Here is a 12,768-nt window from a genome sequence, read left to right on the forward strand (position 1 = left end):
GCCACCTTCTGCGCTGCCCCTGCCCGAGAACTACCAGGTCGGTCGCAGAGACAAGCGTGCATCGGAGTGGCCGGATAAGGTGAGCCCATCCGGGTGTCGCCCATACCGACGCCCATACCCGGACTCGCTATGTTTTATTAGGGCGCAGCTCTGGTAAGTACCACTTGCCCGGCGAGCAAGGTGCTCGGAGGAGGCTTGCGACGACGACCAGCCTTGTCGCCGGGCCTGAAATGCAATTGCTGTGGAGATCAGCATCCAGCGGTCCGGGTACCCTATGAGCGGAGGCGCTCCATGCGCTCGACTTCCTTGCGCTCCAGGGCCTTCTTGACCTTCTTGAGGCGGAAGATGTCCTCGCGCGCGCGTTCCTCGAGGCTCATCTGGATGAACTTTATCTGCTCGTCGTAATCGGGGATGACGATGTTCTCGAGGGCGTTGACGCGGCGGTTGGTCTTGCGCAGTTCCTCTCCCAGGCGGCGCAGGCGCGTCTCGATATCGGCGGATTCGATGATGACGTCGATGATCTCCTCGAACTTCTCCGCCGCCGCGTCCACCCGGCTGGAGACGCCGGTGATGCTGTAGCCGCGCTTGAGCACGTTGCGCATGCTGCTCTGGCCCTTGCGGATGACCGGGATGGGCACCCCCATGACATGGGTACCGGTGATGTCCACCAGCACGTCGCCCTGGGAGGCGTAGGAAGCCGAGCGCACCCTGGGCCCCCCGTCCTTGGCCTTGGCCATGGCCAGGTCGTACTGGGCGTCGGAGGTCACCCGCTCCAGGCGCAGCGACAGGCGCATGGTCTCGTCGATGATGGGCATGAACTCCGCCAGCAGGGCGTCCCGCTTGCGCTTAAGCAGGTTCATGCCCTGGTCGGCCAGGGCGCGGTTGGCCTTGCGCTTCAGGAGCTCGCTCCGGGTCGGGTGGACCTGTTCCATCTGCCGCTGTCTCCTGCCTGAGAGCCCTCGATCAGCTCTCGGTCGTCGCGAACTCCTCCGCCATCTCCGGGTTGAAGTTCTTCTCTATGTATTCCGTCTTGATACGCTTGATGGAGTCCTTGGGCATCATGCTGATGAGCTTCCAGCCCAGCTCCAGCGTCTGGTCCAGCTCGCGGTTCTCGTCCTTCTGGTCCAGGTAGTTCTGCTCGAAGGCGTCCGCGAATTTCAGGGCCATGCGGTCGGTGTCCGTGAGGGCCTCCTCGCCCACGATGGCCACCAGGCGGCGCAGGTCGACCCCCTCAGCGTAGTAGGCGTAGAGTTGGTCGGCGACGCCGCGGTGGTCTCCCCGCGTGCGCCCCTCTCCGATACCCAGGTTCATGAGGCGTGAGAGGCAGGGCAGCACGTCGATGCAGGGGAAGATGCCCCGGCGGTGCAGGGTACGAGAGAGCACGATCTGCCCCTCGGTGATATATCCGGTAAGGTCGGGGATGGGGTGGGTGATGTCGTCGTCGGGCATGGCCAGGATGGGCACCTGGGTCACCGAGCCGGGCTTGCCCTTGATGCGTCCCGCGCGCTCGTATATCGAGGCCAGGTCGGTGTACATGTACCCTGGATAACCGCGCCGTCCGGGCACCTCCTCGCGCGCGGTGGAGATCTCGCGCAGGGCCTCGCAGTAATTGGTCATGTCGGTGAGGATCACCAGCACCTGCATGTCGTGTTCGAAGGCCAGGAACTCGGCCACGGTCAGGGCGCAGCGCGGGGTCTGCAGCCTCTCCACCGTGGGGTCGTCGGCCAAATTCATAAAGAAGACCACCCGCTCCAGGGCGCCGGAACGCGCGAAGCTCTCCTGGAAGAAGGAGGCCTCGCGGCGGGTGATGCCCATGGCCGCGAAGACGATGGCGAATTCCTCTCCCCCCACGATCTTGGCGTTCTTCACGATCTGCGCCGCCAGCTCGTTACCGGGAAGGCCGGCACCCGAGAAGATGGGGAGCTTCTGTCCGCGCACCAGGGTGTTCAGGCCGTCGATGGCGGAGATACCGGTCTGGATGAAGTCGCGGGGTTCCTCGCGGCTCCAGGGGTTGATGGGCGAGCCGGTTATCTCCCTCTCCTCCTCCGGGAAGACCTCGGGTCCCCCGTCGATGGGCTGACCCATGCCGTTGAGGACGCGACCCAGGAGGTTGACCGAGCAGGGCATCTTGGCCACTTCCCCGCGGAAGCGCACGTTGGTCTTATCCACGTCCAGCCCCGCCGTGGGGCCGAATACCTGCACCACGGCAAGCTCGCCCGAGAGCTCGATGACCTGGCCGTATTTGACCGAGCCGTCGGCAGAGCGGATCTCCACCATCTCGTTGTAGGAAGCGCCTTTGACCTTGCTCACGAAGAGCAGGGGACCTGCGACCTCTCCCACCGTGCGGTACTCCATCGTGGCCAGGGTTACTCTTTCGTTCGACATCTTATATCTCCCGCTTCCAGTTCCTTACCATTCGCTCAGGGATCTGAGCTCCTGCTGGACCCTATCCACCAGTTCGGATATCTTCTCCTCCGCCTCTTCGGACGGGATCTCCTTCATGCGAGCGATCTCGTTCTTGATGGGGTGCTCCGTGGCCTGGCGCAGCGGCACTCCCTGCACCAGCACCTCCTCCAGGCAGTCATAATAGGTGAGGATTACCTTGAGCATCAGGTACTGCTTGCGCAGCGAACAGAAGGCGTCGGTATCGGAGAAGGCGAACTGCTGCAGGAAGTCCTCCCGCAGCATGCGCGTGGTCTCCAGCACCGCCTTGGCGAAATCTGGCAGGGCGTCAGGGCCCACCAGCTGCACGATCTCCTGCAGTTCCACCTCTTTCTGCAGCAGGCTCATGGCTTTATCGCGCAGGGCCCTCCATTCCTCGTCCACGTTCTTCAGGTACCATTCCTGGATCTGGTCGAGGTAGAGGGTGTAGCTCTTGATCCAGCTGATGGCGGGGAAGTGGCGGCGGTAGGCCAGGGAGGTGTCCAGCGCCCAGAAAGCCCCGGTGATGCGCAGGGAGTTCTGGGTCATGGGCTCGGAGAAATCCCCGCCGGGAGGAGACACCGCTCCGATGGCGGTGATGGAGCCTATGCGCTCGTCGCTGCCAAGGCACACCGCGCGCCCGCAGCGCTCGTAGAAGTCGGCCAGGCGCGTGGCCAGGTACGCGGGGTACCCCTCCTCCCCGGGCATCTCCTCCAGTCGGCCGGACACCTCGCGCAGGGCCTCTCCCCACCGCGAGGTGGAATCCGCCATGAGCGCGACGTTGTAGCCCATGTCGCGGTAGTACTCCGCCAGGGTGATCCCGGTATAGATGGAGGCCTCCCGGGCGGCCACGGGCATGTTGGAGGTGTTGGCAACGAGGATGGTGCGCTGCATCAGCGGCACCCCCGTCTTGGGGTCGATGAGGCTGGGGAACTCCGCCAGCACCTCGGTGATCTCGTTGCCCCGCTCCCCGCAGCCGATGTAGATGACGATATCGGCATCGGCCCACTTGGCCAGGGTGGTCTCCGTAACCGTCTTACCGGTCCCGAAGCCTCCCGGGATGATGCTGTAGCCGCCCTGGGCGATGGGGAAGAAGGTGTCCAGGATGCGGGTGCCGGTGATAAAGGGGACGGTGGGGTTCTCTTTCTTCTTTACCGGTCGCGGCACGCGCGCGGGCCAGGTCTGGTGGAGCTTGATCTCCCCTCCCCCGTCCAACCGCACGACCACGTCATCGATGGTGAACTCGCCCTCCCAGACCTCGGCGACCTTGCCTGACATGCCGGGCGGGACCATGATGCGGTGGGCGATGTGCGCGGTCTCCTGTACCTCGCCGACGATATCGCCCTCTGCCACCTCGTCCCCCTCTTCGACCATGGGCTGGAAGGTCCAGGTGCGGTCCCGGGGAAGGGCCACGGTGGTCACGCCGCGCACGATGAAGTCGCCGAAATCGTCGGCGATATCGACGAGGCGCCGCTGGATACCGTCGTAGATGGATGATAGCAGACCGGGACCCAGCTCGATGAGCAGGGGCTCCTCGGTGCATTCAACTTTCTCGCCCACGCGCAGGCCCGAGGTGTCCTCGTATACCTGTACGATGGCCACGTCTCCGTCCAGGCGCACTACTTCTCCGATGAGCCCGAGGTCTCCCACCTTGGTGATATCGTACATCTTGGCGCCGGACATGCCCTCGGCGTTCACCACGGGCCCGGATACCTTAACAATCGTTCCCTCGATCATACCGACACTCTCCCGTCTCTGGATCCATCCCGCCTGCAGATATGACTCAACATAACGCTGCCCACCTAGTCTCCCCCGCCCCCGCGCAGGGTGATGTCGAACCCGATGGCGCGGTGGATGAGGCGGGCCAGGTAAGCCCGCCGCTCCCCCGCCATCTCTACCGACTCCTTGATGGGCAGGGGGATAACGATGGGCCGGTAGATACTGTCTATCTTCTCCTGGGTCTTCTCGTCGATGTTGTCGTAGAAATGCTCGTTGACGGCCAGGATGCCGGCGTTGGGGTCATCCAGCAGGAGCTTTATCTTCTCCCTCGCCTCGTCGGCGTTCTCGGCCTCGACCACGCTCACGCCGGCCAGGCGAAAACCGTCCGCCGTCTCCGGGTCGGTAACCACTATCGCCTTATACAAGCTCCCTCACCTCTCCGGGCCATTACTTCTCCCGCGCCTCGGCATCCCACATGAAGAGCTCTTTGCGGATCTGGGACTCGATGAGCCCGATGCTCTTGCCGCGCAGTATGATGCGCAGGTTGGTTATCTCCAGGTATTTCTTCCACATGTATTCAACGATAACCCCTATGCCCAGGGGGTCCTTGGACATCTTGAGGCAGGTCTCGATGATGTGCTTCTCCATCTCGTCCTCGAAGGCGCTCTCTCCGCGCTCGTCGAAGCTGTTCCATGCCGCTTCCAGGGCCTTGCGGTACGGGGTCTTCCTGCACAGGGCCTCGTAGACCTGCTCCGGCTGTCTGAGTTCCATGATGCGGGCGAACTCCTTCGCGGTGGCGATGGTCCCGCCCGGGATGAAATAGTCCTCCGCCCTGGCGCCCGTGAGCTCCAGGCCGCAGATGCGCATGAGGGTGGCGATGTTGATGGAATCGACCTCCATGGTCACTACCTCGCGCACCAGCCTGGTGTTGGCGTCCCCGCCCCCCAGCATCCCGATCACCTGTTCGTAGTGGTATCCGTCCATACCCAGCTCCAGGATGGAGAGGTCGTGCTCGCGGAGGAACTCGGCGAGGTTCGCGCTGACGGCCATACCGTAGTGGATATCCCACTGCGGGCTGAACATGACGATGGCGTCCAGGGCGGCGCGCAGGTCCGGCTGGCTCGCGATCTCCTCCAGGGTCACCTGGTCCAGGGAGCCTATGGGGATCAGGTTACGCACTATCTCCGCCTTGGGGATGAGCGCGCGTATCCCCCGCAGCACCGTCTTCAGGTTGTAGAGGTCCCAGCGTGAGAGCAGGGCGTTGACCATCTCCTCGGGCTTGCCCATGAAAAAGTCCTTGATTTGGCTGAAGTTACGGATGAGGTTGCGGTTGAAAGCGCGGTCCATGGTGGTGGGCCGTGCGCCCTCCATCATGAAATGCTCGATGTCCTCGCCGTATTCGGTATCCTCCAGCACGGCGATGGCCCGGTTGTAATCGGGCGCATCGAGCAGGTCCTTGTACACGCTCAGGTCGAGGAGGCGGGCGTTCATCGCCCGCACCCTGGCATTGGCGTAGCTGTAATCCTTCAGCGGGACCTGAACCATTATCTCTCGCCTTTCGCCGCCGACATCGAAAGAGGGGGCTTAACCCCCTCCCACCGCGGCCCCGACCTCCTCCTCGAAGAGGATCCCCGACACATGCATGCGTAATTTCTCCCGCGCCCGGTTCAACCTCTCCTCTACGGTATTGACGATCCTTACCCTGCCGTCCGCGTCGGAGATCACCGCTCCACCGGCGGACTGGATGTCCAAGAGCAGCTCGTGGTCTAACGCGAGTCTCTTCATCACGGCTTCCGCCACCTCCGCGTCGGCCGGATCGACATGCACTATCACCTTGCCGCTGATGCGGACCAGGCCTTCCTTGATCATATCCTCGAGGATGGACGGATAGTCCTGGCGTGACCTCAAACCGTGCAGCTCTTCCTCGGCGGACGCCAGGGCTTTCTCCGCGATCTGCTCCTTGGTGGAGATGACCGTGTTCTTGGACTTTAGGCGGGCGGTATAGAGCATGGAGGTCGTCTCGCTCCGTGCCTCCGCCTTGACCTTGTCGAGCCGCGCCTGCCGGATGGCATCGGCCTCCGCCTGCGCCCTGTCCAGGATCTGCTTCGCCTCCGCTTCCGCCCGGCTGAAGATCTCCTGGCATTCCTGGCGGCACTGGTCGTCAAGCGCCTGCAGGATGTCCTCTATAGACATGCCTTCACTTCCTGTCGTTTAAGGAATGGAAAATGCCGAGTGTGATCCTCTTGAGCAGATCATTCGGGCTTTAACCCGGTGATCAAGAAGGAAATAACGAATCCCAGCACGACCATTGTCTCGGGGATGGCGATCATGATGATGGCGTTCCCCGCGAGCTCCGGCTTCTCGGCTAGGGCTCCCGCCATGGCGGCCCCGATCTTAGACTGCGACCACCCGGTCGCCAGAGCGGCCAGGCCGATGGCCAAGGCTGCCCCGATGGCGATGAGTCCAAGTTCCAAACTATTCACCTCCTGAACGCTTGAACGGCTTATAGACTACGTCTGTTTCCTGATAAAACTTGGTAAAACTCTCCACCAAGTTGAGACGGAGCGATTGTATCGAGGGGCTCAGCACGCCGAGTGCGATGTTCAGCGTATGCAGTAGCGCGGCTACAATGACCCCCAGTATTATCATCAGCCCCGATCCGAATTCGGCCCCCAGCTCGTTGGCCACCTCGGCCAGGATGACCGAGGCCAGCCCGATGCCGTAGAGACGGGCGTAGGAGAGGAGGTTGCCGAAGGTGAGAGCGGCTTCCAGACCTCCTCCAAAGCCACCTCCATAACCCGCCATGCCAATGCCTGCGAGAGACATCACCGCCCCCAGTGGGACCGCAACGTCCTTGGCGCTCTTGATGCCCCAAAGGCTGCCGAAGATAACGACCAAACCAAGGATGAAAAGGAGATAGCCCGCCTTCTCTATAACGTGTTTGCGGTCCTTGTGCTTGATGCCGTCGATCATCCCTATGACCAGCGCGCTGCCTATATGCAGCGCACCGATTATGATTACCACGATGAGCAGAAGCTTAAACATACCTTCGTTGGCCTGCGCGATACGCTCCAGCGGCCATCCCCAGGGCTCTTCAACCCCGTTGACGTTGATGTATCCCCACACCCACTGCACCTCAACATGCCCCGCCGCGTCCTTCCACCCAAAGAGGCGGATCAGGAGGTCACCAAAGAACTCGAAGTACAACAAGCCGAATATGAAAGAAGATATCGAACAGATCAGGAGGACGTTGGCGAATAGCGTGGCGAACACTCCCCCCGACGCACGTTTCTTGATTATCCGCCTGATCAACATCGCCACCCCGAAGAGTACCAGGGCGTAACCCATGTCCCCCAACATGAAACCGAAGAGCAGGGGGAAGAAGATGGCCACCAGGAAGGTGGGGTCAAGGTGCCCGTACTTGGGCGGCTTGATGAGCAGGTAGATGAACTCGAAGGGCTTGACCGCCGCCGGGTTCTGCATCGCCGATGGGGCCTCCTCCATCTCCGCGTGTGTCGGCAGCTCCTCGGTGACCTCCACCTTGCCCTCGAACTTCTCCTCCAGCAGCTTTCGCGTCGGCTCGACCTGGTCGGAGGGCATCCAGCCCGTGATGACGAAGGCATGTCCGCTCTGCCCGAACTTGGGGATGGCGTTAAGGGACTCGATGCGGTCGGAAAGGTAGTCCTTGAGAGCCACAAGGGTTGCGTACCACCTATTCGAGACGTCCTCCAGGTCTTCCTTGACCTTCTCGAGCTTGGGGGGTATCTCCTTGTAACGCGTCTCTATCTCCTGTAGCGCTTCGTCATAGGGCTTGTCCGCCAGCTCCGTCGGCAGGCGCACCTGGTTGACGTTCTCCGCTGCCAGGAAGTTGTGTACCTGCTCGGAAAAGCGCTTGTGGAAGACGAGGATGGCGGCGTGGGTGTTCTCGTCCACGCGGGCCGAGAAGACATCGCACTGTCCCCCGGTTATCCTCTCCAGCTCGTGCTCGATATAATCGAGCACCTGCTTGTAGCGCTCCTCGATGAGCAGGGCCACCGATGTATACTGTTCGGTGGTGGTGACCTTGCTGGCCAGCGGGTAGACCTTCTTGATTATGGGCTCGTATTTGGAGAGGCGCGACATCTCCACTTCCAGCTCGTTCTTATAGGATATTAATTCGCGGGTTGAACTCTCCTCCTCCTCCACCATGGCCGATATATCGCCGAGGGTCTTGCCCTGGAAGGAGCGGTATTTCTCCTCCAGCACTGCCTTGCTGACCTTCTCCTTGGGGGGCACCAGCTCCGCGAGGATGGCGTTGTTGCGCATGGCCAGGTTCTGCAGCAGGTTCCTCTCCTCCTCCAGCGCCGGGTCCATCTCCATCGGGATCAGGTCCGCATAGCGCGGACCTTTCTTCTTGGTGATGTCCTCGAGATGGAGTGTGCCCAGGTCCTGAAGGGTCTCTAGAACCTGGAAGAATTGGGTCTTCACCCCCACGATCTCCACTTTCGACATCGTCAGTAACATCTGCTTCCCCCGTTCAATCTACTCGCGTGTCGATCATGTCATCGCTTCTCTCTTCCGCAACAGGATATCTTCCTTGAAAGACCGCCAGAAATGGCCGGGCGGGCCACACCGCTTCTGTCCGCGCCAGCCCTAATCGTCCTGACTGCTGGAGATCACCGCCTTGACGATAAAATCCACCGCCTTGTCAAGGTTCTTCTCGCCGGTCCTCTCGACCTCGGCGATCTCCTTGGCGGTGGCATTCTCGATCTCGCCGACCTCTTCGTGGGCAGCGGCGATCATCTTCGCGTGAACGTCTTTTCCTAACTCTTCGAGGGTTGCTTTACGCTTTATGGCCGCGGCTTGCCCCTTGGCGTCCTCGATCAACCGGTCCGCTTTCGTACGTTCGTTGCTGGTCTTGGTGCGGATCTCTATTTCCTTGGCGGATATGCGGCTGAAAACCTCGGTCCTTGCGCCTACGAATTTCTCTTCCAGCTGGTCTGATATATGCTTGTCTTCCTTGCCCCGGGTCTTGGCTTTGGCCTTATCCTTCTCCACCTTTTCCTTTGATCCTGCCATGCTGTTTCGACCTCTTGCTTCGATTCTGGCCGGTCATTTTTTTCTTTGTTGCTGGTTCAGATTTCCCTTGCAGAGCAGGAGTTTTCTGAGTCCCGTAACATAATATATGCGGGTTTATTACATGTCAATAAAGCTGTGGTGTTAGTGCTGGGGCCTCTCCCTCTCGTAGATCAACCTCAGGCCGTGGAGGGTGAGCAGGGGGTCGTGGAACTGGATGTTGCGGCATTCTTCCACTACCACCTCGGCCAGGCCTCCCGTCGCGATGACCTTGGCCTCCTCGCCCAACTCCTGCAGCATCAGCTCGACCACCCGGTCTACCTGGCCAGCGAAACCGAAGATTATCCCCGACTGCAGGCTCCATACGGTGTTCTTCCCGATGACGGAAGGTGGGCGGTGCATATCCACGCGTGTGAGCCGGGCCGCCGCCCTGAAAAGGGCCTTGGATGATATCTCGATCCCCGGTGCTATCACCCCTCCCAGGTAATCGCCCTGCCCGGATATGGCATCGAAGGTGGTGGCGGTGCCGAAGTCCACAACGATGCCCGGGCCGCCATACCTCTCGAAGGCCGCGACCGTGTTCACCAGGCGGTCGGGCCCCAGCTCCTTGGGGTTGTCGATTAGCACCCTGATGCCCGCGTCGATATTGGTGCCGACGATGAGCGGCTCGAAGTCCCAGTACTCCCTGGTCATCTGCTCCAGGGCCATGGTGGCCGGCGGGACCACGGAAGAGATGATCACCGCGTCGAAGCTGGCGAAGGATAGCCCCTTGAGCATCAGGAACCCCTGGTAATAGAGGGCCAACTCATCGCCGGTCTGGTTGGAGTTGGTTGAGACCCTCCAGTGTCCGGCCAGCTCGCCGTCGCGGTAGGCGCCGATCACCGTCTGGGTGTTTCCGACATCAATGGCCAGCAGCATATGATTCTCCCGATTATCTCGAAAAACTGGCTACGCTAACTTATTATGCAAGAACCTGCCGTTTCCCGCTACCTGCCGCCGGCGGAATCAACAGACAAGAAACCTGGCCCTATTCCAGGTCCAGCGCGATATCGAGGGCCCTGGCGCTGTGGGTCAGGGCCCCCACGGAGATGAAGTCAACCCCGGTCCCGGCATAGGCGGCGACGTTCTCCAGGTCTATGCCGCCGGAGGCCTCCAGCTTCACCCTGCCGCGTGAACAGAGCACCGCCTCCTTGACCTCCGCGACGGTCATGTTGTCGAGCATGACCACGTCGGCGCCGGCCTGGATGGCCTCCTCGAGGTCCTGCAGGCGCTGCACCTCCACCTCGACCGGCGTGCCGCCCGTGACGGCCGCGCGGGCCAGTTCCACCGCCTTCCCCGTCCCCCCCACGGCCGCGATGTGGTTGTCTTTGATGAGGACGGCGTCGTAGAGGCCGAAGCGGTGGTTCTTGCCACCCCCGGCGCGCACCGCGTACTTTTCCAGGCCGCGCATCCCGGGGGTTGTCTTGCGAGTGTCCAGGATGACCGTTGCGAAGGGAGCTACCGCGGCTACGAAACGTGAGGTCAGAGTGGCGATCCCGGATAGCCTCTGCAGGAAATTGAGGGCCGTACGCTCGCCCTCCAGTATCGTCACGACCTGCCCTTCCACCACTGCGATCTCGCTGGAAGCGGGGAGGCGCTCCCCGTCGTTAACCAGGGCATGGAAGCCGATCCTGTTGTCGAGGAGCCTGAAGGTCATGGAGGCGAGGGGGAGTCCAGCCACTACGCCCTCTTCGCGCATGACGATCCGCCCCCTCCCCCTGGCATCGGTTGAGATGAGGGCGCGGGAGGTAATGTCGCCGGAACTCTGGAGGTCCTCGTCAAGGGCCCTCTGGACCGCCTCCATGCATATGCGCCGGAATCCCTCTTCCATGGCTCATGCCTCTCCCGGAGCGTTCTCCGACCAGTCGTAGCCGGAGTCCGTGAGCGCTCCCACCGGCCGCAGCTCGTGGTTTATCGCGTCACCGCCAAGTTTAAACACTATATGCCTGCGCCAGTATTCCGCCTGTCCCGGGAAGTCGGTGCGGTAATGGCAGCCGCGGCTCTCCTCGCGCATCAGCGCGGCCGACTGCATCAGGTTCGCCAGGACGATCATGTTCTGGAGCTCGAACCCCTGTGGGTTGAGGTATTCCACCTGGAGCACTTCCAGGTTCTTGGTGAGGAAATCGCCGGCTTCCCTCAACCCCTCTTCGCTTCTGCGGAACCCCACGCAGTCCATCATCATCTGCTGCAGGAAACGGCGCAGCAGCCCTATCTCCACCGGCAGCAGGCTCCTCCGGACCTTGTGCTTGAGGCCGTCCAACCGTCGCGCGCCCCTGGCGGCGCCCTCGATCACCCCGGGCAGCTCCTGCATGATGCGCCAACTGAACACCAGGCCCTCCAGGAGGGAGTTCGACGCCAGGCGGTTCGCCCCGTGCACGCCGGTGCAGGCGACCTCGCCGCAGGCGAAGAGGCCCCGGATGCGGGTCCTGCCGTAGAGGTCGGTGACTACGCCTCCACTCATGTAATGCGCGGCGGGAGACACCGGTATGGGCGCCTCGGTGATATCGATACCCGCCTCGAGGCAGTGCCTGTAGATGGTGGGGAACCTTTCCTTGAGCTTCTCCGCGGGGATATGCGTCGCGTCCAGCAAGAGATGGTCCCTCTCCTGCTCCTTCATGACCCGGACCATCTCGTTGACCACCGTGTCGCGGGGTGCCAGGTCCTTGAGGCGGTGGACCCCCTCCATCACCCTCTTTCCCGCATGGTCCACGATTATCGCCCCTTCACCGCGCAGCGCCTCGCTGATCAACCAGCGCGGGGTCTCTGGAAGGTGCAGCGCGGTGGGGTGGAACTGCAGGAACTCGAGGTCGGAGACCTCCGCTCCCGCGCGCAAGGCCATGGAAACGCCGTCTCCGGTGCATATCTCGGGGTTGGTGGTGACGGGATAGAGCTGGCCCATTCCCCCCATGGCCAGCACCACCGCGGGAGCGCGGAAACAGTTGATGGTCCCCTCCTCTGCGTCCATGCCCAGGATACCCGCGCAACAACCGTCCACGGTGAGGATGTCGATGGCGTAGTGGTTCTCGAAGATGTCCAGGCGCTTATTATAGAGCAGCCGGCGGGTTAGGCTGGCCTCCAGCTCGCTGCCGGTGGCGTCTCCCTGCGCGTGGGCCACCCGCCGCCTGGAATGCCCGCCCTCTATGGTCAGGTCCAGGTGGCCGTCCACGCAGTCGAAATGGGCTCCGACCTCCTCGATGAGCTCGGTGATGCGCATGGGCCCCTCGCGCACCAGGGCCCATACCGCTCCCTCCTCACAGAGGCCCTTACCGGCGGTGATGGTGTCCTGGAAATGGAGCTCCGGGCTGTCGTCGGCGCCAAGCGCGGAGGCGATGCCGCCCTGGGCTATCCTGGTCGCGGTGACGGTCAAGGTGGTCTTGGTGAGCAGGGCTACCCGGTAGTGCCGCGCCGCGCGCAGGGCGGTGGAAAGCCCCGCCACGCCGCTCCCGACCACGATGAGGTCGAAGGCGACGCTGGGCAGGTCCTCGAGGTCGAAGTTGACCAGGTAGCGCGGGATCACTCTACCCTCCCTCTGAA

The 12,768-nt window shown here is 62.2% G+C and carries 12 protein-coding genes; all 12 read right to left on the bottom strand.

What is annotated here, in order from left to right; all coding sequences use genetic code 11:
• Positions 1 to 272: 272 nt before the first annotated feature.
• The gene (locus AB1384_04045) at positions 273 to 932 is read right to left on the bottom strand and encodes a V-type ATP synthase subunit D (GenBank protein ID MEW6553443.1); all 660 of its coding nucleotides are present in this window, start codon (positions 930 to 932) and stop codon (positions 273 to 275) included.
• Between the two features lie 31 nt (positions 933 to 963).
• Complete coding sequence (locus AB1384_04050; GenBank protein MEW6553444.1) at positions 964 to 2,385, bottom strand: V-type ATP synthase subunit B; 1,422 nt, start codon at positions 2,383 to 2,385, stop codon at positions 964 to 966.
• A gap of 24 nt (positions 2,386 to 2,409) precedes the next feature.
• A complete protein-coding gene (locus tag AB1384_04055; GenBank protein ID MEW6553445.1) occupies positions 2,410 to 4,158 on the bottom strand; it encodes a V-type ATP synthase subunit A in 1,749 nt (582 codons plus the stop codon).
• Between the two features lie 65 nt (positions 4,159 to 4,223).
• Positions 4,224 to 4,565, bottom strand: a complete 342-nt coding sequence (locus AB1384_04060; GenBank protein ID MEW6553446.1) for a V-type ATP synthase subunit F — start codon at positions 4,563 to 4,565, stop codon at positions 4,224 to 4,226.
• 22 nt (positions 4,566 to 4,587) lie between these two features.
• Positions 4,588 to 5,685 (bottom strand): V-type ATPase subunit, encoded by a 1,098-nt coding sequence (locus AB1384_04065; GenBank protein ID MEW6553447.1) that lies wholly within the window; start codon positions 5,683 to 5,685, stop codon positions 4,588 to 4,590.
• Positions 5,686 to 5,724: 39 nt separating this feature from the next.
• On the bottom strand, positions 5,725 to 6,333 hold the full coding sequence (locus AB1384_04070) for a V-type ATP synthase subunit E (GenBank protein ID MEW6553448.1): 609 nt from the start codon (positions 6,331 to 6,333) through the stop codon (positions 5,725 to 5,727).
• Positions 6,334 to 6,392: 59 nt separating this feature from the next.
• Positions 6,393 to 6,614, bottom strand: coding sequence for an ATPase (locus AB1384_04075; protein MEW6553449.1), 222 nt, complete (start codon positions 6,612 to 6,614; stop codon positions 6,393 to 6,395).
• Position 6,615: 1 nt separating this feature from the next.
• Positions 6,616 to 8,643: a V-type ATPase 116kDa subunit family protein gene (locus tag AB1384_04080; GenBank protein MEW6553450.1), complete on the bottom strand. Its 2,028-nt coding sequence runs from the start codon at positions 8,641 to 8,643 to the stop codon at positions 6,616 to 6,618.
• A gap of 129 nt (positions 8,644 to 8,772) precedes the next feature.
• Positions 8,773 to 9,198 (bottom strand): hypothetical protein, encoded by a 426-nt coding sequence (locus tag AB1384_04085; GenBank protein MEW6553451.1) that lies wholly within the window; start codon positions 9,196 to 9,198, stop codon positions 8,773 to 8,775.
• A gap of 141 nt (positions 9,199 to 9,339) precedes the next feature.
• Positions 9,340 to 10,113, bottom strand: coding sequence for a type III pantothenate kinase (locus tag AB1384_04090; protein ID MEW6553452.1), 774 nt, complete (start codon positions 10,111 to 10,113; stop codon positions 9,340 to 9,342).
• Positions 10,114 to 10,222: 109 nt separating this feature from the next.
• Positions 10,223 to 11,065: a carboxylating nicotinate-nucleotide diphosphorylase gene (gene nadC, locus AB1384_04095; GenBank protein ID MEW6553453.1), complete on the bottom strand. Its 843-nt coding sequence runs from the start codon at positions 11,063 to 11,065 to the stop codon at positions 10,223 to 10,225.
• 3 nt (positions 11,066 to 11,068) lie between these two features.
• Positions 11,069 to 12,751: an L-aspartate oxidase gene (gene nadB / locus AB1384_04100; protein MEW6553454.1), complete on the bottom strand. Its 1,683-nt coding sequence runs from the start codon at positions 12,749 to 12,751 to the stop codon at positions 11,069 to 11,071.
• Positions 12,752 to 12,768 lie beyond the last annotated feature (17 nt).

The organism is Actinomycetota bacterium (assembly GCA_040757835.1).
Lineage (GTDB): Bacteria > Actinomycetota > Geothermincolia > Geothermincolales > RBG-13-55-18 > SURF-21.